The sequence below is a fragment of the Mesoterricola silvestris genome (assembly GCF_030295405.1).
GTDB classification, from domain to species: domain Bacteria; phylum Acidobacteriota; class Holophagae; order Holophagales; family Holophagaceae; genus Mesoterricola; species Mesoterricola silvestris.
On record NZ_AP027080.1, the window covers coordinates 4,845,896 to 4,867,156 of the forward strand.

General features: G+C 69.0%; 17 protein-coding genes. All 17 read left to right on the forward strand.

What is annotated here, in order from left to right; genetic code table 11:
* Positions 1 to 47: 47 nt before the first annotated feature.
* Positions 48 to 1,571 carry an ABC transporter ATP-binding protein gene (locus R2J76_RS20850; RefSeq protein WP_316413592.1) on the forward strand — a complete coding sequence of 508 codons (1,524 nt, stop codon included), beginning with the start codon at positions 48 to 50 and terminating at the stop codon, positions 1,569 to 1,571.
* Entirely contained in the window at positions 1,568 to 2,668 is a 1,101-nt protein-coding gene (locus tag R2J76_RS20855) for an ABC transporter permease (RefSeq protein ID WP_316413593.1), read from the forward strand. Before R2J76_RS20850 ends, R2J76_RS20855 begins: the two co-directional genes overlap by 4 nt.
* Complete coding sequence (locus R2J76_RS20860; protein ID WP_316413594.1) at positions 2,665 to 3,612, forward strand: ABC transporter permease; 948 nt, start codon at positions 2,665 to 2,667, stop codon at positions 3,610 to 3,612. The genes R2J76_RS20855 and R2J76_RS20860 overlap by 4 nt, the downstream gene beginning before the upstream one ends.
* 2 nt (positions 3,613 to 3,614) lie before the next feature.
* Positions 3,615 to 3,992, forward strand: coding sequence for a hypothetical protein (locus tag R2J76_RS20865; RefSeq protein WP_316413595.1), 378 nt, complete (start codon positions 3,615 to 3,617; stop codon positions 3,990 to 3,992).
* Between the two features lie 69 nt (positions 3,993 to 4,061).
* Positions 4,062 to 6,626 (forward strand): selenium-dependent xanthine dehydrogenase, encoded by a 2,565-nt coding sequence (gene xdh, locus R2J76_RS20870; protein ID WP_316413596.1) that lies wholly within the window; start codon positions 4,062 to 4,064, stop codon positions 6,624 to 6,626.
* Positions 6,623 to 7,657, forward strand: coding sequence for an XdhC family protein (locus R2J76_RS20875; RefSeq protein WP_316413597.1), 1,035 nt, complete (start codon positions 6,623 to 6,625; stop codon positions 7,655 to 7,657). Before xdh ends, R2J76_RS20875 begins: the two co-directional genes overlap by 4 nt.
* Positions 7,654 to 8,406, forward strand: coding sequence for a selenium cofactor biosynthesis protein YqeC (yqeC, locus tag R2J76_RS20880; RefSeq protein WP_316413598.1), 753 nt, complete (start codon positions 7,654 to 7,656; stop codon positions 8,404 to 8,406). The genes R2J76_RS20875 and yqeC overlap by 4 nt, the downstream gene beginning before the upstream one ends.
* Positions 8,403 to 9,194, forward strand: a complete 792-nt coding sequence (gene yqeB / locus R2J76_RS20885) for a selenium-dependent molybdenum cofactor biosynthesis protein YqeB (RefSeq protein ID WP_316415903.1) — start codon at positions 8,403 to 8,405, stop codon at positions 9,192 to 9,194. The genes yqeC and yqeB overlap by 4 nt, the downstream gene beginning before the upstream one ends.
* Entirely contained in the window at positions 9,191 to 10,318 is a 1,128-nt protein-coding gene (locus tag R2J76_RS20890) for an aminotransferase class V-fold PLP-dependent enzyme (RefSeq protein ID WP_316413599.1), read from the forward strand. Before yqeB ends, R2J76_RS20890 begins: the two co-directional genes overlap by 4 nt.
* Complete coding sequence (gene selD, locus R2J76_RS20895) at positions 10,315 to 11,331, forward strand: selenide, water dikinase SelD (protein ID WP_316413600.1); 1,017 nt, start codon at positions 10,315 to 10,317, stop codon at positions 11,329 to 11,331. The genes R2J76_RS20890 and selD overlap by 4 nt, the downstream gene beginning before the upstream one ends.
* Complete coding sequence (locus R2J76_RS20900) at positions 11,331 to 11,579, forward strand: DUF3343 domain-containing protein (protein WP_316413601.1); 249 nt, start codon at positions 11,331 to 11,333, stop codon at positions 11,577 to 11,579. Before selD ends, R2J76_RS20900 begins: the two co-directional genes overlap by 1 nt.
* Complete coding sequence (yedF, locus tag R2J76_RS20905; protein ID WP_316413602.1) at positions 11,563 to 12,177, forward strand: sulfurtransferase-like selenium metabolism protein YedF; 615 nt, start codon at positions 11,563 to 11,565, stop codon at positions 12,175 to 12,177. Before R2J76_RS20900 ends, yedF begins: the two co-directional genes overlap by 17 nt.
* 1,011 nt (positions 12,178 to 13,188) lie before the next feature.
* A complete protein-coding gene (locus R2J76_RS20910) occupies positions 13,189 to 16,089 on the forward strand; it encodes a TonB-dependent receptor (protein WP_316413603.1) in 2,901 nt (966 codons plus the stop codon).
* Between the two features lie 753 nt (positions 16,090 to 16,842).
* The gene (locus R2J76_RS20915; protein ID WP_316413604.1) at positions 16,843 to 17,079 is read left to right on the forward strand and encodes a hypothetical protein; all 237 of its coding nucleotides are present in this window, start codon (positions 16,843 to 16,845) and stop codon (positions 17,077 to 17,079) included.
* Entirely contained in the window at positions 17,079 to 18,617 is a 1,539-nt protein-coding gene (locus R2J76_RS20920) for an acyl-CoA carboxylase subunit beta (protein WP_316413605.1), read from the forward strand. The genes R2J76_RS20915 and R2J76_RS20920 overlap by 1 nt, the downstream gene beginning before the upstream one ends.
* A gap of 53 nt (positions 18,618 to 18,670) precedes the next feature.
* Positions 18,671 to 19,453 carry a CPBP family intramembrane glutamic endopeptidase gene (locus tag R2J76_RS20925; RefSeq protein ID WP_316413606.1) on the forward strand — a complete coding sequence of 261 codons (783 nt, stop codon included), beginning with the start codon at positions 18,671 to 18,673 and terminating at the stop codon, positions 19,451 to 19,453.
* 236 nt (positions 19,454 to 19,689) lie between these two features.
* A complete protein-coding gene (locus tag R2J76_RS20930; protein ID WP_316413607.1) occupies positions 19,690 to 21,240 on the forward strand; it encodes a M20/M25/M40 family metallo-hydrolase in 1,551 nt (516 codons plus the stop codon).
* The last annotated feature ends 21 nt before the right edge of the window (positions 21,241 to 21,261 follow it).

Here is a 21,261-nt window from a genome sequence, read left to right on the forward strand (position 1 = left end):
CCGGCATGCCCAAGGCATTCCGGGGCCCGTTCTCCCCTGGAGACCCCATGGCCACCGCCGAGCCCATCCACGAACTCCAGCTCTCGGGCATCACCAAGCGCTTTCCGGGCATCCTGGCGTGCAACAACGTCTCCATGCGCGTGGCCCGGGGGGAGGTGCTGGCCCTGGTGGGCGAGAACGGGGCCGGGAAGTCCACCCTCATGAACATCCTGGCCGGGCTCTACCAGCCCGATGCCGGGACCATCGCCATCAACGGGGAGGAGGTGCGGTTCCACACCCCCAACGACGCCTACGCCCGGGGCATCGGCATGGTGCACCAGAACTTCATGCTCGTGCCCAACATGACGGTGACCGAGAACGTGGCCCTGGGGCTCAAGCAGCACCACCGGTTCATGAACCTGGACCTCAAGGCCACCCGGGCCCGGATCCTGGAGGTCTCCGCCCACCATGAACTGCCGGTGAACCCCGACGCCTACGTGTGGCAGCTCTCCGTGGGCGAGCAGCAGCGCGTGGAGCTCATCAAGACCCTGTGCTTCGGCGCCCGGCTCCTCATCCTGGACGAGCCCACCTCGGCCCTCACGCCCCAGGAGACCGACGATCTCATCGACCGCCTCAAGCGCATGACCGCCGAGCTCTCGATCATCTTCATCAGCCACAAGCTCAACGAAGTGAAGGAACTCAGCCACCGGGTGGCCATCCTGCGCCACGGCGCCGTGGTCTTCAACGGCCGCACCGAAGACCACACCCCGGCCGAACTGGCCGCGCTCATGACCGGGCGCGAGATCCACCTGCCCCGCAACGAGGGCCTGCTGGTGGAGGGCACCACCATCCTGGAGGCCCGGAACCTGAAGGTGCGGGGGGACCGCGGGAACTTCGCCCTGGACGGCCTCGACCTGGAGGTGCACGCCGGCGAGATCCTGGGCCTGGCGGGGGTCTCGGGCAACGGCCAGCGGGAGCTGGCCGAGGCGCTCACGGGCCTGCGCCCCGTGGAATCGGGCACCGTGCGGTTCCTGGACAAGGACATGACCAACCGGAGCCCCGCCGCCATGATCCACGCGGGCCTGGGCTACATCCCCGAGGACCGCCACCACGAGGGCATCGTGCCCCGGTTCACCGTGAAGGAGAACCTGGTCCTCAAGGACTTCCCCACCCCGCGATTCAGCTGGTCGGTGGTGCTCAAGCTGGGGGAGATCGACCGCAACGCCGAGGCCCTCAAGGAATCCTTCGACATCCGGTGCTCCTCCACCTCCGCGGCGGGGGGCTCCCTTTCCGGGGGCAACATCCAGAAGGTGATCCTGGCCCGGGAACTGGCCCGGGAGCCCCGGGCCCTCATTTCCGTCTACCCCACCCGGGGCGTGGACATGGGCGCCCAGGAATTCATCCATTCCCAGCTCCTGGCCCGCCGGCGAGCGGGGGGCGGCATCCTCCTCATCTCCGAGGAGCTCGAGGAAATCATGAATCTCTCCGACCGCATCGCCGTCATCTACAAGGGGCGGATCCTCAAGGTCCTCACCAGCCTCGAGGCCACGCGCGAGAAGCTGGGGCTCCTCATGGCGGGGGTGGCGGAATGAACCGGTTCAAGCTCCTCTACGGGGGTTCCATCGTGGCCCTGGCCGCCCTGGCCGCCGCGCTGGGCGCGGCCCTGGTTCTCTCGGCCATCGGCGCGAGCCCCGCCGCCACCTTCGTGACCATCTTCACGGGGCCCTTCAAGGACGTCTTCGGCCTCACCGAGATCCTCGTGCGGGCCGTGCCGCTCATCCTCGTGGCCCTGGGCATCGCCATCGCCTTCCGCAGCGGCATCATCAACATCGGCGCCGAGGGGCAGATGCTCATGGGCATCCTCGCCGCCACCGCCACGGCCCTGGCCCTGCCCACCTGGCCCAAGGCGGCCCTGCTTCCCCTGGTGATCCTCGCCGGGGCCCTGGGGGGCGCCCTCTGGGCGGGCATCGCCGGATTGCTCCGGGCCCGCCTGGGGGTCAACGAGATCCTCTCCACCGTGATGCTCAACTACATCGCGGCGCAGTTCTACACCTTCTTCCTGCGCGGGCCCATGATCGATCCCGGCGAACTGGAGACGGGCTCGGGGACGCCCCAGTCCATGCGCCTCCCGGAGGCCGCCTTCCTGGACCGGATCGTGCCGGGCACGCGGCTCCACATGGGGCTCGTCCTCGCCCTGGCGCTCTGCGTCTGCGTCTGGTTCTTCCTGTGGCGCACCACCTGGGGCTTCCGGCTCCGGGCCGCGGGCGCGGAGGCGAAGGCGGCGCGCTACGCCGGCATCCACGTCCCGGGCTCCCTGGTGGCCGCCATGTGCCTGTCGGGGGCCTTCGCGGGCATCGCCGGGGCCGTGGAGGTGTGCGGCGTGCACCACCGGGCCATCGAGAACATCACCTCGGGCTACGGGTTCGCGGGCATCGTGGTGGCGCTCTTCGGGGCGCTGCACCCCGCGGGCATCGTGCCGGCGGCCTTCTTCTTCGGGCTCCTCCTGGTGGGCTCGGACATGACCCAGCGCAGCGCCGGGGTCCCCGCGAACATGATCCTGGTGCTCATGGGCGTGCTCATCCTCTGCATCGTCTCGGCCAAGATGTACCTCAACAACCCCTACGCGCAGGAACGGGCGGCACGGTTCTTCGCGCGGTTCCGCACGTCCGGCGCGGGAGAGCCCTCATGACCCACGACCTCGTCTACAACATCCTGTCGCTGGGGGTGCCCTTCTCCGTGGCGCTGCTCCTGGCCTCCCTGGGGGAGATGTTCAACCAGCGCGCCGGCGTCTTCAACCTCGGGTGCGAAGGCATCATGTGCATGGGGGCCTTCCTGGGCTTCCTGCCGGCCTTCTTCCTGAAGACGGGCCCCCTGGCCCCCTACGGAATCGTGCTGGGGTTCGCCGTGGCGGCCGCGGCGGGGGTCGTGCTGGGCCTGCTCTTCGCCCTGGTCACCGTCACCTTCCGGGCCGAGCAGGGCATCGCGGGCATCGGCCTGCAGATGCTGGGCTGGGGCGTGGCCGGCACCCTCTTCCGGCACTTCATCGGCGGCGTCACCGGGGTGGAGGGCCTGGCGGCCTGGTCCATCCCCGGCCTCTCCCGCATCCCCTTCCTGGGGGGCATCCTCTTCAATCACAATCCCATGGTCTACGTGGCCTTCCTCATGGTCCCGGCCAGCTGGTACGTGCTCTTCAAGACCCCCTGGGGCCTGAAGGTGCGGGCGGCGGGCACCGAGCCCCGGGCGGCGGACAGCATGGGCATCAACGTGAACCGCGTGCGCTACCAGGCCCTCATGCTGGGCGGCGCCATGGCCGGCCTGGGCGGCGCCTACCTGTCCCTTTGCCAGGCCAAAATGTTTGCGGACGACCTAGTAGCCGGACGTGGGTTCATCGCCGTGGCCCTGGTGTACTTCGGCCGCTGGAGCCCCCTGGGCGTCCTGGGCGGCGCCCTGCTCTTCAGCCTGGCCCAATCGCTGCAGCTGGCCATTCAGGTGGCGGGCATCAAGTTCCCCTATGAATTCGCCGTGATGCTCCCCTACGTCCTGGTCATCCTGGTGCTCTCCCTGGCCCGCAAGGCCCGCATGCGCGGCCCCACGCACCTGGGCGTGCCCTTCAACCGCGAAATGAGGTACTGAGCATGGAACCCGATCTCACGACCCTGCTGGAAACCCTCCGCCGCATGTACCCCACCTCCCTGGTGCGCACCCTGCCCGAGCCGGCCATGTTCCTGCGCAGCAACACGGGGCGCACCTTCCATGCCGAAGGCATGCAGGTGCTTTCGGCCGAATCCGCTCTGGCCTACGCCTCGGCCTACATGCGGGGCCTGCGGGAGCGCATCGCCGCCACCGCCGACTACCAGCTCAACGAGGAGCACCCCTGGATCATCGGCATCCACCCCGGCGACCTCACCTCGCCGCCCCTGATCTTCATCTTCGGCAACATCATCCGGTCCGGGAAGGAGGCCTGGGTCGAGCTGGGCTACCCCCGGTACGAGGCCCTGGATTTCCCCTCCTAAAATTTTTTACTCACGGGTGAAAAAAACCCGCCTGGGTTAGACTGGAAGCACCCAGTGAAAGGCCACCACATGTCCACGCTCCAGGTAAACGGCCGGGAAATCGTCACCTCCAAGGACATGAACCTCCTGGAGTTCCTCCGGGAGGAGCTGAACATCACGTCGGTGAAGAACGGCTGTTCCGAAGGGGCCTGCGGATCCTGCATGGTGCTCATCGACGGCAAGGCCTCCCGGGCCTGCCTGTTCAAGATGGACAAGCTGGACGGCAAGAAGGTGGTGACCGTGGAGGGCCTCAGCCCCCGCGAGAAGGAGGTCTTCGGCTGGTCCTACGCGGAGGCGGGGGCGGTCCAGTGCGGCTTCTGCATGCCCGGCATGGTCATCAGCACCAAGGGCCTCCTGGACGTGAACCCGGACCCCAAGCCTGAGGAGATCACCAAGGCCCTGGCCCAGAACATGTGCCGGTGCACCGGCTACGTGAAGATCGAGAAGGCCGTGCTCAACGCGGCGCGGATGCTGCGCGAGGGCACCCCGGTCCCGGACGATTCCAGCATGGCCCTGGCCGTGGGCGAACGCATCTGCCGCACCGACGCCCGGGACAAGGCCCTGGGCACGGGGCTCTACGTGGACGACATGAAGCGCCCCGGCATGCTCCACGGCGCCGTGCTGCGGCCCCCCAAGGCCCGGGTCCTCGTCAAGGGCATCGACGCCGCCGAAGCCCTGGCCATGCCCGGCGTGAAGGCCGTCCTCACCGCCGCCGACGTCCCGGGGGAGCGCCACCAGGGCCACATCATCCACGACTGGCCCGCCATGATCGCCGTGGGCGAGGCCACGCGCTACGTGGGCGACGCCATCGCCCTGGTGGCCGCCGAGACCCGCGCCAAGGCCAAGGCCGCCGTGGCCGCGATCAAGCTGGACTACGAGGAGCTGCCAGCCCTCACCGACCCCCGGCGCGCCCTGGACGAGGACGCCCCGAAGCTCCACCCCAAGGGCAACCTGCTGGCCAAGACCGTCCTGCGCCGGGGGGACCCGGACAAGGCCATCGCCGAGGCCGCCCACCTCATCGTCAAGACCTTCACCACCCCCGAGACCGAGCACGCCTTCATGGAGCCCGAAAGCGCCCTGGCCGTGCCCGAGGCCGACGGCACCCTGACGGTGTACACGGGCACCCAGAGCATCTACGACGACCACAAGGGCATCATCGGCGTCCTGGGCGTGGGCCCGGAGCGGGTGAAGGTCATCAGCGCCTACGTGGGCGGCGGGTTCGGCGGCAAGGAGGACCTCATCGTCCAGCACCACGCCGCGCTCCTGGCCAACCACCTCAAGGTCCCCGTGAAGGTGACCCTGGGCCGGCAGGAGAGCCTCAAGGTCCACCCCAAGCGGCACGCCTTCGAGATGGAGTACACCGTCGCCGCGGACGCCCAGGGCCGCATCACGGCCGTGAAGGCCCATCTCCTGGAGGACACCGGCGCCTACGCCTCCCTGGGCGGACCCGTGCTGCAGCGGGCCTGCACCCACGCCGCGGGGCCCTACAAGATCCCCAACGTCGATATCGTGGGCACCGGCGTCTACACCAACAACCCTCCGGGCGGGGCCTTCCGGGGCTTCGGCGTCACCCAGTCCTGCTTCGCCATGGAGTCCTGCATCACCCTGCTGGCCAGGGAGGTGGGGCTCACCCCCTGGGAGATCCGCTGGCTCAACGCCGTGGAACCCGGGGACGTGCTCCCCAACGGGCAGATCGTCGACGCGGGCACCGCGCTCAAGGAGACGCTCCTGGCGGTGAAGGACCTCTGCGAGCGGCGCCCCGACGCGGGCATCGCCTGCGCCATGAAGAACGCCGGCATCGGCGTGGGCCTGTCGGACGTGGGCCGGGTGCGCATCCGCGTGCAGGACGGCCAGGCCGTCATCTACACCAGCGCCGCCTGCATCGGCCAGGGCCTGGCCTCGGTGCTCATGCAGTTCGTGGCCAACGCCTCGGGCCTCTCCTGGGGCCAGATCCGGGTGGCCACCCCCGACACCTCCAATTCCCCCAACGGCGGCACCACCACCGCCTCGCGCCAGACCGTCTTCAACGGGGAGGCCGCGCGCCTCGCGGCCCAGGACCTGAAGCTGGACCTGGCCGGCCACACCCTGGAACAGCTGGAGGGCCGCGAATACTACCGGGAGTACTCCGGCGTCACCGACCCCTTCGCCTCGGACAAGCCCAACCCCGTCAGCCATGTCGCCTACTCCTACGCCACCCAGGTGGTTCTCCTGGACGCCGCGGGCCGGCTCGAGAAGGTGGTGGCGGCCCACGACATCGGCAGGGCCATCAATCCCACCCAGGTGGAGGGTCAGATCGAGGGCGGCGTCGTCATGGGCCTGGGCTACGCCCTCACCGAGGACTTCCCGCTCAAGGACGGCGAGGTGATGGCCAAGTACGGCACCCTGGGCCTGTTCAAGGCCGCCAACGTGCCGCCCATCGAATCCATCATCGTGGAGAAGAACGCCGATCCCCTCGCCTACGGCGCCAAGGGCCTGGGCGAGATCACCACCATCCCCACGGCGCCGGCCGTGGCCGGGGCCTACTTCCACCGGGACGGGGTCTTCCGGGTGGACCTGCCCCTGGCGGGCACCCCCTACACGCGGAAGAAGGGATGAGCCTCGAGATCGTCAGGGCCCTCGCCGAAGGGGACGAACCCCGGGTCCTCTGCACCGTCCTCAAGGTGAAGGGCTCTGCCCCCCGCCACGCCGGGGCCATGCTCCTGGCCGGTCCCGGGGGCCTGGTGATGGGCTCCGTGGGCGGCGGCCGCGGGGAATCCATGGTCCTGGCCGCATGCCGGGAGGAACGCGGGGCCCCCGCCGTGCTGGAGATCGACATGCAGGGCATGGAGGCCGAAGGGCCCGCCATGGTCTGCGGGGGCACCAGCCGGATCCTGGTGGAGCCCCGGGTTTCCGGCGCCCCCTACCGCGCCGCCCTGGAGCGGCTGCGGCGGGGGGAGCGCGTCGTCCTGGTCAAGCGCCTGGCCACGGGGGAAACCGGGGTCCTGGACGCCGGGTGCGCCTGGATCCACGGGCGGGTGGAGGGGGCCGATCCCGCCCTGGCCGCCCAGGCCCTGGCCACCGGGCACCCGGTGCTGGCGGAGGCCGACGGGCTCTTCTTCGACCCCGTGCTGCCCCGGGAAAAGCTCCTGATCCTGGGCGGCGGCCACGTGGGCCGGGCCCTGGCGGCCCTGGCGCCCGGCCTGGGCTTCCAGGTGACCGTGGGCGACGACCGCCCCGAGTACGCGGACCCGGCGCGGTTCCTTCCGGGCGTCGCCACCCTCGCGGGCAGCTTCACCTCCATCGTGGAGCGCTTCGCCTTCGACCCGTCCACCTACGTGGTGATCGTCACCCGGGGGCACCTGTGCGACCTGGAATGCGTGCGGGCGGTGCTGGGAAGGCCCTACCGCTACGCGGGCTTCATGGGCAGCGCCCGCAAGACGCGCCTGGTCCTGGCCCAGGTGGCCGAGGAGGGCTTCGAGGCCGTCAAGGTGGAATCCCTGTGCGCCCCCATCGGCCTGGAGATCGGCGCCGAGACCCCCGAGGAGCTCGCCGTGGCCATCGCCGGCGAACTCATCGCCGTGCGCCGCGACGGCGCCTGGGTCCAGGCCCGCATCCCGGCCCGGAAGGCCCGGCGCGGAACCCCATGAACCTCGCGGATGCCCTGTTTCCCCTGCTGCCGGGAGGCGGGGGGGTCGTCGCGTTCGTGGGCGCGGGCGGCAAGACCACGGCCCTGTTCCGCCTGGCCCGGGAGGTGGCGCCCCGCCCCGTCCTGGTCACCACCACCACCCACCTGGCCGACCCCCGACTGGAGCCCGGACGCGGGGGGCGGGTGGTCTTCGCGCCGGAGATGGAGCATCCCTTCGCCGGAGGCCCCCTGCCCCCCGCCGTCCCCGGCCCCACGATCCTCCTGGCCCGGGAGGCGGACGCCCCGGGCAAGGTCAAGGGCATCCATCCCTCCTGGGTCCCCCCCCTGCGCCGCACCTGGGACCTGGTGCTGGTGGAGGCGGACGGCTCCCGGCGCCTGCCGGTGAAGGCGCCCTCGGAGCCGGAGCCCGTGCTCCCCGAAGGGCCGGACCTGGTGGTGGGCGTGGTGGGAGTGGACTGCCTGGGCAGGCCCCTGGACGGGACCGTCGCCCACCGCCCGGAGCGCTTCGCCGCGGTCACGGGCTGCGACCCGGGCCAACCCATCGGCTGGGACCACCTGGCCGCCCTCGTCGGGCATCCCCAGGGCCTTTTCAAGGGCGCCTCCGGGGCCCGGGTCCTGCTCCTGAACAAGGCCGACACCCTCGCCTCCCCCCCGGACCTGGCCGGGTTTCGCGCCGACCGCGTCCTGCTGTGTTCCCTCCAGGCCCCGGATGGCGTCATCCTCGTGGAGGAGGGCGCCCCGTGGCGATGATCGAAGGCAGGTTGGTGATTGTGCGGGGGGCCGGGGACCTGGCCACGGGGGTGATCCTGCGCCTGGTGCGCGCGGGGTTCCGGGTGGCGGCCCTGGAAACCGGGAAGCCCAGCGCCATCCGGCGCACCGTGAGCTTCTCCGAGGCCCTGTACGACGGCTCGGCCACCGTGGAGGGGATCCGCGCCCTGCGCCTGGCGGAACTTCCGGAGCGGTGGTCTCCGGGGGACCCCGTGGCCGTGCTGGAGGACCCCGGCTGCGCCCTCCTGGCCCGCGTGCGGCCCGCGGCCCTCGTGGATGCCATCATCGCCAAGCGGAACCTGGGCACCCGGCTGGACATGGCGCCCGTGGTGGTGGCCCTGGGCCCGGGCTTCACGGCCGGGGTGGACGCCCACGCGGTGGTGGAGACCAACCGGGGCCACGACCTGGGCCGCGTGCTCCTTTCCGGCTCCGCCCAGCCCAACACCGGCGTCCCTGGCCTCATCGCGGGCCACGGCGCCGAACGGGTCATCCACGCCCCCCGGGCGGGGCGGGTGGAACCGCGCTGCGCCATCGGGGACACCGTCGCCGCCGGGGACCCGGTGCTGGCCATCGGCGGGGAACCCGTGCCCGCCCCCATCGGCGGGGTGGTGCGGGGCCTCATCCGCCCCGGCTTCCAGGCCGAAAGGGGCCTCAAGGTGGCCGACGTGGATCCCCGGTGCGTGCGCGAGCACTGCTTCACGGCCTCCGACAAGGCCCGGGCCATCGGCGGCGGCGTCCTGGAGGCCCTCCTCATGCTGGGGACCCCATGATCTACCTGGACAACGCCGCCACCAGCCACCCCAAGGCCCCGGGGGTGGCGGAGGCGGTGGCGTCGTGCCTGGCCTCCGGGGCCTGCAGCCCGGCCCGCGCCAGCCACCGCCTCGCCCGCGACGCCAGCCGCGTCGTCTTCGAAACCCGGGAGGCCTGCGCGGCCCTCCTGGGCGCCGCGGAATCCGAGCGCCTGGTCTTCACCCGGAACGCCACCGAGGCCCTGAACCTGGCCATCCTCGGCAGCGTCCCCGACGGGGGCACCGTGGCCGTCTCCTCCCTGGAGCACAACGCCGTCATGCGGCCCCTGCGCCACCTGGAGGCCACCCGCGGGGTGCGCGTGCGGGTGATCCCCTTCGACGCCCTCGGACGGCCCGACCCCGTGGAACTCAAGGGGGCGCTGTGGATGGCCCCGGACCTCCTGGTGCTCACGGCGGCCAGCAACGTCACCGGGTGCCTGACCCCCGTGGCCGAGGTGGCCGCGCTGTGCCGGCGCCTGGGGGTGCCCATCTGCGTGGACGCGAGCCAGTGCGCGGGGCACCTGCCCCTGCCTTCGGGCTGCGATTTCGTGGCGTTCTCCGGCCACAAGGGCCTCCTGGGCCCCCCCGGCACCGGAGGGCTCCTCCTGGGCCCCGGCGCCCGCCCCGCCCCGCTCATCCTGGGGGGCACCGGCAGCGCTTCGGAAAGCGAGGCCCAGCCGGACTTCCTCCCGGACCGCTTCGAGGCGGGCACCCCCAACGTTCCGGCCCTGGCGGGGCTGGGGGCGGCCCTGCGGTTCCTGGACGCGGAAGGCCCCGGCCTCCACGTGCGGGAGCGGGCCCTGTGCGAGGACCTGGCCCGGGGCCTCCTGGACCTGCCCGGCGTGACCCTCCTCGGCCCCGGCCCCGGGGAGGACCGGGCGCCGGTGCTCTCCATCACCGTCCAGGACCGGGACCTGGGGGAACTGGCCCTGGAACTGGACCGCCTGGACATCTGCACCCGGATGGGCCTGCACTGCGCGCCGGCCGCCCACCGGAGCCTGGGGACCCTGGAGGCCGGGGGCGCCCTGCGCTTCTCCCCCGGATTCGCCACCACCCCCGGGGAGATTCGGGAGACCCTGGAAGCCATGAAGGAACTCCTCGCATGAACCTGACCTCCCATACCCGGTTCTCCGGATGCGGCGCCAAGCTGGGCCCGGGCGTCCTGGCCAAGGCCCTCTGCGGACTGGAGCAGCCCGCCTACCCGGACCTCCTGGCCGATTTCGCGGGCAGCGAGGACGCCGGCATCTTCCGCATCGGGCCCCACGAAGCGCTGGTGCAGACGGTGGACTTCTTCCCCCCCATCGTGGATGATCCCCGCCTTTTCGGGCGCATCGCCGCGGCCAACGCCCTCTCCGATCTGTACGCCATGGGGGCCCGCCCCATCACGGCCCTGGCCCTGGTGTGCCACCCCCTGAAGGCCCTGGGCATCGAACCCCTCCGGGAGATGCTGGCCGGGGGCCTGGGGGCCCTGGTGGAGGCCGGCTGCGCGCTGCTGGGGGGCCACAGCATCGAGGACGCCGAGCCCAAGCTCGGCTACGCGGTCTCGGGGCTGGTGGATCCGGAAAGGGCCTGGCGCAACAACACCCTCCGCCCCGGCGGGGCGCTGCTCCTCACCAAGCCCATCGGCACCGGCCTGGTGAACATGGCCCTGCGCGCCCAGTGCGCCTCCCCGCGGGCCCGGGAGGCCTCGGAGGCCTCCATGGGCACCCTCAACCGCGTCGCCGCCGAGGTGCTCGCGCGGTTCCACCCCATGGCCGTCACGGACGTCACGGGCTTCGGCCTGGCCGGGCACGCCGCGGAAATGGCCGGCGGCGCCTGCGGCCTGACCCTGCGCCCGGACCAGGTGCCTCTCCTGCCGGACGTGGCGGAGTACGCCGCCATGGGCCTCGTCCCCGAAGGCACCTACCGGAACCGGGAAGGCCGCATGGCGTGCGTCCTGGGCCAGCCCCCCGCCCAGGTGCTGGACCTGCTCTTCGACCCCCAGACCTCCGGGGGCCTCCTGGCCGCCCTGCCCGAAGGGGAGGCCGAGGCCGCCGCCTCCGCGCTCCGGGACGCCGGCGCCGGCGCCTGGATCATCGGCGAGACCGGGGGCGCGCCGGGCACCGTGCGGATCCTGTGATGCTCCTCCTCGCCACCTATCCCTCCACCCATGCCGCCCTCAGGGCCGAGCAGCGGCTCAAGGCCGCCGGGTTCGCGGTGGACCTCATCCCCGTACCCAGGCAGATCCGCAGCAGCTGCGGTTTCTGCCTCCTGGTCGAAACCGCCGGAACCGAAGGCCCCGTACGCGACAGCGGCCCCGAGGGCCTCTGGACCGTCCTCGACCCCCTTCCCGGAAACCCAAGGAGGCGCTATGAACCCCACCCCTAGGATCCTCGACGCCCGGGGCCTCCCCTGCCCCCAGCCCGTCATCCTGGCGAAGAACGCCCTGGCCGCCGGGGACGTCGACGCCCTTGAAATCCTGGTGGACAACGCCGCGGCCCGGGAGAACCTCACCAAGTTCGCCGCCTATGCCCATTGCGCGGTGGAGTGCGCCCAGGGCGAAGCCGGGGAGATCCGGGTCCTGCTCCGCCCCTCGGGGCCGGTCCCCGGGCCCGCGCCCCAACCCTCCCCCGCCGTGCCCGCCGCCGCCGGTGCCGCCACGGTGCTCATCACCTCGGACGGCATCGGGTCGGCCTCCCCCGAACTGGCCCACCTCCTCATGCGGGGCTTCCTCTTCACGCTCACCGAATGCGACGCCCCCCCGGCGCGGATCATCTTCATGAACGCCGGCGTGCGCCTGGCGCTGGAGGGCAGCGACTCCCTGGAGCACCTGCGCAAGGCCGCGGGACGCGGGGTCGACGTGATCGCCTGCGGCACCTGCCTGGAATACCTGGGCGTGACGGAGGCCCTGGGCGTGGGGCGGATCAGCAACATGTACGAGATCGCCACCCACCTCCTCCAGGGACCCACGGTCCACCTCGGCTGAGGGTACCGGGGCGGGCCCGCGGAAAATTAGTTCCAAAACAACCCAAAGCACACCTGGACGCCGAATTTGTCACGCCAGGTGTGTTTTTGTCATTTCGTTTATTCACACCACTTATTCTTCGAATCCTCGATCTGTCCCCGCCAATTATTTTCCGAATTCCCCCTGCACCCCAGGCAGCGAAATATTCTGACTAATAGGTCAGCTTTAAATTTCCGGTAAAAAGCGCTGGACCCCAAGAAAATGCAAATCAACTCAGTCCAGGTGGACCCACTTCCCCTCCCGCGCGGCCTTCACGCGCGGGAGGGGGGGGGCCCACAGCCTCCACGCCCAGGGATTCCCCCCGACGGAAGAAGGCCTTCCCCGCCAACCAGAAGGAAAGGCCGGCGGCCACTGGGTGCCGGCGCACCCGTGCCCTTGTCTGGGAAAATATTAATCGAGGCCCTGTCCGAACCACCCCGCGGGGTGATGGCCGCATGGGCAAAAACAGGCCCACATGCTCCCTGCGCCATGATTATCCATGGGCCGGGCATGCCGCTTCTGGCCGGCCAGGCCCCCCCTGTCAAGCAGGGCTCCGGAGGATTTCCAGCTTGGACTCCCCACTCGTTAATTACATTTTCATGGTCACAAACACAAAAATGAATAATTATATATCGTGACAAAAGTGGAACAATTAACATTTATTAACATATCAACAATATGTTAATAAATTCAACGGGATTTTTGCATCGCCTCCCCTAAAAGGATCCATATATCTAAATTATTCATTAAATATTTCATTATTTTTACCCTCGCATTACGCTACTGTCACAGGAAATTTCGAAAAAATTGAAATCAAAGCTTGAAAATTCCCGGGGCCACGGCTTAATGATGCCTAATCACTGTCATGAATTCGCCACAAGCCATGACTGATAACTTGGCGTAACGAAAGGAGTCCACTAGGTAGCGGATGGCACCGCCGTGCTTTACCCCGAAGTTGTGTTTCCCACCTCACCTTCATAGGAGCCAAATCCCATGCGCAATAACCTCACAAGGCTTGGACTCACGGCCTTGACCCTCGTGGCCGGCCAGGTCCTGGTCGCCCAGACCGTAACCACCGGCGCCATCAACGGCTACGTCACCGACAAGGGCGGCAACCCCGTCGCGGCGGCCACCGTCCGCCTCGCGTCCGGCCAGGTCACCCGCACCGTCGTCACGGGGGCGGACGGCCACTTCCAGGCCGGCCTCCTCAACGCGGGCGCCTGGAGCATCCAGGTCACCAAGGCCGGGTTCTCCCCCACCCGCCAGTCCGTGAACGTGTCCATCAACACCAGCACCACGGCCAACATCAAGATGGACAAGGAAGGCGCGGCGGTCGTCGAAGTCATCGCCTCCTCCGCCGCCATCGACACCACCAGCACCACCACCGGGTCCAACTTCAGCCTGGACACCCTTTCCGCGGTCCCCACGGGCCGGGAAATGTCGTCCCTGGCCTACATGACCCCCGGCGTCACCACGTCGGGCTTCGGCGCCAGCAACGGCAATGCTGGCCTGGGCCTCGAGATCTCCATCGGTGGCGCCTCCGGCGCCGAGAACTCCTTCTCGGTGGACGGCCTGAAGACCAACGATATGCGCTACGGCGGCCAGAGCGTCACCATGGTGCAGGATTTCGTCGATCAGGTCGACATTCAGACCGGCGGCTACAAGCCGGAATACTCCGCCATGGGCGGCGTGTTCAACGTCCTCACCAAGTCCGGCAGCAATGATTTCGCCGGGGCCGTCTGGGCCAGCCACATCCCCGGCTCCCTGTCCCCCAAGGCCAAGGGCACTCCGTGGTTCCGCGAACTTCCCGCCGCCAGCGTCACCGACATCGGCGCCCGGGTGGGCGGCGCGTTCGTGAAGGACAAGTTCTTCTACTCCTTCGGCGTCAACTACACCCTCACCAACAGCCCCTCCTACCTGAACCTCAGCGACCTGTCCGCCGGCGCCACCAAGACGCCCGACCTCCAGTTCATGGGCAAGTTGCAGTACTACGTCACCACGGACAACCAGCTGACCCTCAGCTACTTCGGCAACCGCTCCACGGCCACCCAGGACCGCGGCGCCGGTTCCCCCAGCAACGTGTATGACGGCCGCGGCAACGCCGACACCAGCGGCGACACCGTCCACAACACCAGCAACTTCAACCTGATCTGGGACTCGACGCTGTCGCCCAACGTCACGATGTCCATCAAGGCCGGCCAGGCCAAGGCCGAGAACGACATCACCCCCAACACCACCATGTCCCTCATCCGTGACCGGACCTACTACGACGTGGGCGGCCCCGGTTACGGCCAGGCGGACCCCCTCACCTACTGGGCCACGGGCGGCGCGGGCAACATCGCCAAGGAAACCAACACCACCACCCAGTTCGCCGGCGACCTCACCTGGGTCATCGGGTCCGACCACTCCCTGAAGGTGGGCTACTCCTACCTGAAGTCCAACTATGCGGACGTCACCCACCGCAACGGCGGCCAGACCTGGCAGCTGCAGAACTCCGGCGGCTTCCTGCGGGCGGTGAGGAACGTCTACGACAACGATTCCGAAGCCAACGCGTACTTCCAGGCGATCTACCTGCAGGACACCTGGCAGGTCAACAAGAAGCTGAACCTCTTCTACGGCATCCGCATGGAGGACCAGAAGCAGATCGGCGCCAACGGCTCCACCTTCATGCACTTCAAGTTCGCCGACTACATCCAGCCCCGCATCGGATTCACCTACGATGCCACAGGCGATGGCAAGTCCAAGATTTCCGGAAGCTTCGCCCAGTACTACATGCAGATTCCCCAGCGCATGGCCATCCGCACCTACGGCAAGGAGTACTACCACCTCCTGTACTTCGGCGGCACCCACACCGGAACCGGAGCCGGCCAGAGCACCGCCACCTTCAACCGCGCCACCAACTCCGTCACCGTCACGGGCACGCCCTACACGGACATCGACTACTCCACGGGCTGGTCCAACGACCCCCTCGCCGATGGCCTCAAGCTGCCCAAGCGCACCGAGATCCTGCTGGGCTACGACTACCAGGCGACGGGCTCCACCACCCTGGGCATCCACGGCCACTACCGCAAACTCACGAATCCCATCGAGGACTCCGAGATCACCACCCGCGACGGCACGCCCCTGGACCCCAACGACCCCGGCGACGGCGGCGGCCAGGCCATCATCTGGAACCCCAAGGGCAGCGTCTCCTGGACCTCCCCCTTCGGGAACCACGCGAAGGTCAACGTCAGCGACACCCTGTACCCCGAGGCCTACAACGAGTACAAGGCCCTGGACGTCACCTACACGTACAAGACCTCCGACACGTACCTGTTCGTGGGCTACACCTGGAGCCGCGACTACGGCAACTACGAGGGCCTGATCAGCGCCACCAACGGTCAGCCCGACGGCGGCATCACGGCCTCGTACGACTACTGGCCCTATGTGGGCACGGGCTACCTGCCCACCGACCACACCCACCAGTTCAAGTCCTACGGCTACAAGAAGGTCAAGATCGGCAAGGGCGATCTGGCCCTGGGCTTCAACTTCCTGGCCCAGAGCGGCCGGCCCTACAGCCAGCAGGATGACGGCAGCACCAGCAACCCCGTCCTGCCGGATCCGGGCGGTTACGCCAACGCCGACTTCCAGGATCTGAAGATGGGCAACAAGGGCCGCCTCCCCTGGCTGACCCGCCTGGATCTCACCTTCCACTACGATCTGCCCCTGGAAGGAAGGACGCGCATCGAGCCCTTCTTCGAGATCTACAACGTCATGAACCACCGTCCGGAAACGGCCGTCCTCGAACAGTACACCGACCGCTACGGCAATCCCCAGGTCCCTGGCCGCTTCGGCTCCGCCACGGACTACCAGCCGGCCCGGTCCTTCCGTTTCGGCTGCAAGCTGAAGTTCTAGAACCGCCCCACCGTGAAAGGACCCCCGCCCCGGCGGGGGTCCTTTTGTGCAGGTTGGACCTTTCTGGCTCTGGCAAGCAATCCCTGCCGGTGGCCTCGTCCGGTTCGTCCAGGCCCCCGGAAATGGGCCCGGCCCATGAGGTTCCGCTCCTTTGCGCCGACCCACCGGTACCGTCGGCTTCCGGTCCTCGCTGCGCTGCGGGCCGGGTCCTCCGGTTGCCGTAGCTCGGCCGGACGAATGCCGGGGGCAGATTGGGACAGGATGGACCTCCTGGTGTATGGGTAGGTCCTAAATTGAGTATGTGGATACGGCAATGATAAAACTGGGATCGGGGACGGATTTCCTCACTCCCGGCAGGTCATCCCAGGCGTTGGAAAGGGCGGGCCTCGTTCCACACAACCCCTGCTCCAAAACCGAGCTACGGCAACCGGCGGACCCGGCCCGCAGCGCAGCGAGGACCGGAAGCCGACGGTGCCGGTGGGTCGGCGCAAGGGATCGGAACCCCATGGGCCGGGCCCTTCCTCGGGGACTTGGACGAAAGGACCTGCGGCCACCGGCAGGGAATGCGGGTCACCGCCAGAAGGTCCAAACCGCAGGAAAGGACCCCAGCCCCGGCGGGGCCCCCTTTTTCATGGAGGGCCATCCCCCGGCCGCCGAGGGGCGGCGGGCTGAGACAACCTCTCATTCAAATAGGCTTGGCCGCGCCCCGGGCCCAAAGTTACAATGAAGGGTTTGCGTACTGGAGTTTGAACCATGATCGGCCTCTGCCTCGTCCTGCTCCTGGGGGGAACCCCGGCGAGCGCCCCCCCCGGACCCGCCATGGCGGCCGTGGAACTGCGCCGGGCCGTGGTGGTCCCCGAGGAGGCCCTGGAGGCGGCATTGACGCTGGAGGAGGCCGGAGAGGCCCCTGAGCCCCCGGTGGCCAGCGCCCCGGTGGCCCTGCGCAAGGCCTCGGTCCTGCGCGCCTCCGATCCCCACAAGGAGTACTGATGACCCTTCAGGACAAATTCGATACCCTCCGGTCCCGCTATTCGGAGGCCATGAAGGGGGGCGGCCCCGCCCGCGTGGACAAGCAGCACCAGGGCGGCAAGCTCACCGCCCGGGAGCGGGTGGCCGCGTTCCTGGACGAGGGCTCCTTCGAGGAAGTGGACGCCCTGGCCCTCAACCCCACCCCCGGCGAGGCCAAGATGCCCGGGGACGGCGTCGTCACGGGCTTCGGCCGGGTCGACGGGCGCCCCGTGGCCCTCTTCGCCCAGGACTTCACCGTCGTCGGCGGCAGCCTCTCCCTCACCCATGCCCGGAAGATCTGCAAGATCATGGATATGGCCATGAAGGTCGGGTGCCCGGTGATCGGGTTCAACGATTCGGGCGGAGCGCGCATCCAGGAGGGGGTCAATTCCCTGGCCGGCTACGCGGAAATCTTCCTTCGCAACACCATGGCCTCGGGCGTGATCCCCCAGATCTCCCTCATCATGGGGCCCTGCGCGGGGGGCGCGGTGTACAGCCCGGCCATCACCGACTTCATCACCATGGTGCGCAACACCAGCTACATGTTCGTCACGGGCCCCGAGGTCATCAAGGCCGTCACCCACGAGGACGTGTCCAAGGAGGAGCTGGGCGGGGCTTCGGCCCACGGCTACAAGTCCGGCGTGGCCCATTTCCTGGTGCCTTCGGACCTGGCGGCCCTGGCCCACACCCGGGAGCTGCTGAGCTTCCTGCCCTCCAACAACCTCCAGGAGACCCCCCGCCGCGCCCCGCTCATCGAGATGCCCCTGGAGAACCCGGCGCTGGATTCCATCATCCCCGAGGATCCCAGCAAGCCCTACGACGTGCGCCAGATCATCAAGGGCGTGGTGGACGACGAGCACTTCTTCGAAGTGATGGACGCCTACGCGGGCAACATCGTGGTGGGCTTCGGGCGCCTGGAAGGCCGCAGCGTGGGCATCGTGGCCAACCAGCCCGCGCACCTCGCCGGCGTGCTGGACATCGCCTCCAGCGAGAAGGGCGCGCGCTTCGTGCGGTTCTGCGACGCCTTCAACATCCCCCTCATCATCATCGAGGACGTCCCGGGCTTCCTGCCCGGGGTCAACCAGGAGCACGGCGGCCTCATCAAGAACGGCGCCAAGCTGCTCTACGCCTTCTGCGAAGCCACGGTCCCCAAGCTCACCATCATCACCCGCAAGGCCTACGGCGGCGCCTACATCGTCATGGCCTCCAAGCACATCCGGGCCGACTTCAACTTCGCCTACCCCACCGCCGAGATCGCCGTCATGGGCGCCGACGGGGCCGCGAACGTCCTCTACGCCAAGGACATCGCCAAGGCCGAGGACCCCGTCGCCAAGCGCGCCGAGATCGTGGCCGACTACAACGAGCGGTTCGCCAATCCCTACGTCGCCGCCGGCCTGGGGTACGTGGACGAAGTGATCATGCCCCGGGAGACCCGCAAGAAGCTGCTGCGGGCCCTCAACCTCCTGGAGGGCAAGCGCGAGTCCATGCCGCCCAAGAAGCACGGCAACATCCCGCTCTAGTGCCCGGCCTGTTCCTGGGACCCGGCAACGCCCTCCGCCCCGGCTGGAGGGCGTTGCTCTTCTACCTGGCCACGGCCGGGGCCTACCGCCTGGTCCTGGGACTCGCCCCCGCCGTGCCGCCCTCCGTGGGGCTGTGCGCGACGCTGCTGGCGGTCTCCGCGCTCTTCCTGGCCCTGGAGGACCGGTCCCTGCCCTCCCTGGGCCTGCGTCCGGGAGCGGCCTGGGCCCGGGACTTCGCCCTGGGGGCGGCGGGCGGGTGCGGCATCATCCTCCTGTCGGCCCTGCTGGCCTACGCCGCCGGGGGCTTCCACCTGGTCCGGGGCGCCGGCGCCGGGGCCCTGGCCCCCGGGGCGGCCTTCTACTTCCTGCCCGCCTTCAGCGAGGAACTGGCGTTCCGGGGCTACCTCTTCCAGCGGGTCGAATGGGGCCTGGGCACCCTCGGGGCGCTGCTGCTCCTCTCCGTGCTCTTCTCCATCGCCCACTTCTCCAATCCGGGCATGGCGGGCCCCACGGCGGTCTTCGCCGCCGTGAACATCTTCCTGGCCGGCGTCGTCCTGGGCCTGGCGTACCTGGGCACCCGGAGCCTCGCCCTGCCCTTCGGCCTGCACCTGGGGTGGAACTGGTGCCAGGGCTCCCTGCTGGGCTTCGGGGTCAGCGGCACCGAGGCCGTGGGCTGCTTCGCGCCGGTGCCCCACGCCCGGGCCGCCTGGCTCACCGGCGGCGCCTTCGGGCTGGAGGGGGGCCTGGCCTGCACGCTTGTATGCCTTTTGGCCTGCTATATCCTCCGGCGCCATTGCCCGGTGCGGGACCCTAAAAGCCCCTTTTCCAAGCAATGAATAATAGGTAAAAAATTTTTTTTCCAGTGAAAATTTTTTATTGATCTGACGGTCGTTTGTTCCCACAATGGTCCTGTCAACGTGGTCCAAACTTGAAACCCCGCATCGCGGGAGCGGCTTCCTGCGGCACACCCGGCTGTGATCCAGGCCCGGTGCCGCCGCCCCTATCCTTTCCCAACCAGGGTGGCCCTGCGCCTTCGCCGGCGCGCCGACCCCCTAACCACCCGGAGGACTCCATGTCCAGTTCAGGCGTCTTGACCAACCTCGATACCCGCATCTCCGAACTCGCGGCCAAGTACCTGCCCCTGGCCTCGGAGATCCTGCGGGAAGCCATCCGCATCCCCGCGGACTACGTGGACAAGCCCCTGGACCAGGGCGGCGACCCCGCCTGCGGCACCTCCAACCACGAGTTCCCCCGCCTGGACTACCTCCGGAAGAAGATCGTGGAGATCAAGGCCGTGCGCCGCGACGAGGACGCCTTCTTCGACGAGTTCGGCAACCTGGTGTGGTGGGTCGAGGATCCCAACGACGGCATCGCCCCGGCGCAGAAGAAGGTCATCTACATCGACGGCCACACCGACACCGTCAAGCCGCTTCGCGCCCAGTGGCGCGAGAAGGTCGGCGGCGTGGACTGCTTCAACGGCATCGTGGACCCGAAGAGCATCAACAAGGAGTTCCTGCGCAAGGAACTGGGCTACCTCCCCGACGAGAGCGAGTGGAACCACCTGATCTTCGGCCGCGGCTCCGCGGACCAGCTGGGCGGCGTGGTCTCCGCGGCCATCGCCACCAAGATCCTGCTCGAACTGGAAAGCGAAGGCTCCCTCAAGGGCGTCATCGTGCGCTCCTACGGCACGGCCTGCGAGGAGGACAACGACGGCGCGGGCCCCATGTACCTCGTGCGCAAGGTGTTCCCCACGGCCAAGCCCGAGATCATCCCCGACGTGGTGATCCTCACGGACGGCTCCGGCTGCTCCAAGAACGGCGCCCTGGGCATCTACCGCGGCCAGCGGGGCCGCATGCAGATCGAGGTGACGGTCACCGGCAAGTCCTGCCACGGCTCCATGCCCTGGGAGGGCAAGAACCCCCTGGAATTCGGCGGCGCCATCCTGAAGGAGGCCTCCGAGAAGTACGACAAGCGCATCGGCTTCAAGGACGACAAGTTCCTGGGCCACGGCACCCGCACCGCCTCCTGGGCCCGGCTGGACACCCCCAGCGACTGCGCCGTGCCCGAGAAGTTCACCTTCCGCTTCGACCGGCGCCTCACCATCGGCGAGACCCCCGAAGGCTCCTGCGCGGACGTGGAGGCCCTGGACGCGGTGGCCGCCGCGCGCAAGGCCGGCCTCCAGGTGGACGTCTCCATCCCCACCTACACCGAAGCCAGCTGGAACGGCTACGTGCTGAACAACCCCCAGGTCTACCTGGGCTGGCTCACCCCCGAGGAGCACCCCGCGGTGCAGGCGGCGGTGAAGGCCTACGAGAACGTCATCAGCCCCTACGTGGACGGCAAGGTGGGCACCGGCGGATGCGTCACCAAGCAGCCCCGGGTGGACCGCTGGGTCTTCTCCACCGACGGCGTGGGCTTCCCCGTGCCCAAGGCCACCGTGATCCCCGGCAGCGCGGACAAGAAGTGGGTGGTGAACGAGGTGTACAAGCACCCCGCCATGATCGGCTTCGGCCCCGGCATCGAGCAGAACACCCACAAGATCGGCGAGTGCCTCGACGAGCGCGAGCTGCAGCACTGCGCGGCCTTCCTGGCCCGCTTCCCCACCGTCTACGCGTCGCTGTAGCCCTTCCGGCCGAGCCGCTTC

What these genes read in the sequence shown, in the direction of transcription:
- R2J76_RS20890 (WP_316413599.1), top strand. Translation starts at nt 9,191, where the DNA reads ATGATCTACCTGGACAACGCCGCCACCAGCCACCCCAAGGCCCCGGGG.
- yedF (WP_316413602.1), top strand. Translation starts at nt 11,563, where the DNA reads ATGAACCCCACCCCTAGGATCCTCGACGCCCGGGGCCTCCCCTGCCCC.
- R2J76_RS20920 (WP_316413605.1), top strand. Translation starts at nt 17,079, where the DNA reads ATGACCCTTCAGGACAAATTCGATACCCTCCGGTCCCGCTATTCGGAG.
- xdh (WP_316413596.1), top strand. Translation starts at nt 4,062, where the DNA reads ATGTCCACGCTCCAGGTAAACGGCCGGGAAATCGTCACCTCCAAGGAC.
- selD (WP_316413600.1), top strand. Translation starts at nt 10,315, where the DNA reads ATGAACCTGACCTCCCATACCCGGTTCTCCGGATGCGGCGCCAAGCTG.
- R2J76_RS20910 (WP_316413603.1), top strand. Translation starts at nt 13,189, where the DNA reads ATGCGCAATAACCTCACAAGGCTTGGACTCACGGCCTTGACCCTCGTG.
- R2J76_RS20865 (WP_316413595.1), top strand. Translation starts at nt 3,615, where the DNA reads ATGGAACCCGATCTCACGACCCTGCTGGAAACCCTCCGCCGCATGTAC.
- R2J76_RS20915 (WP_316413604.1), top strand. Translation starts at nt 16,843, where the DNA reads ATGATCGGCCTCTGCCTCGTCCTGCTCCTGGGGGGAACCCCGGCGAGC.
- R2J76_RS20850 (WP_316413592.1), top strand. Translation starts at nt 48, where the DNA reads ATGGCCACCGCCGAGCCCATCCACGAACTCCAGCTCTCGGGCATCACC.
- yqeC (WP_316413598.1), top strand. Translation starts at nt 7,654, where the DNA reads ATGAACCTCGCGGATGCCCTGTTTCCCCTGCTGCCGGGAGGCGGGGGG.
- R2J76_RS20855 (WP_316413593.1), top strand. Translation starts at nt 1,568, where the DNA reads ATGAACCGGTTCAAGCTCCTCTACGGGGGTTCCATCGTGGCCCTGGCC.
- R2J76_RS20875 (WP_316413597.1), top strand. Translation starts at nt 6,623, where the DNA reads ATGAGCCTCGAGATCGTCAGGGCCCTCGCCGAAGGGGACGAACCCCGG.
- R2J76_RS20900 (WP_316413601.1), top strand. Translation starts at nt 11,331, where the DNA reads ATGCTCCTCCTCGCCACCTATCCCTCCACCCATGCCGCCCTCAGGGCC.
- R2J76_RS20860 (WP_316413594.1), top strand. Translation starts at nt 2,665, where the DNA reads ATGACCCACGACCTCGTCTACAACATCCTGTCGCTGGGGGTGCCCTTC.
- R2J76_RS20930 (WP_316413607.1), top strand. Translation starts at nt 19,690, where the DNA reads ATGTCCAGTTCAGGCGTCTTGACCAACCTCGATACCCGCATCTCCGAA.
- yqeB (WP_316415903.1), top strand. Translation starts at nt 8,403, where the DNA reads ATGATCGAAGGCAGGTTGGTGATTGTGCGGGGGGCCGGGGACCTGGCC.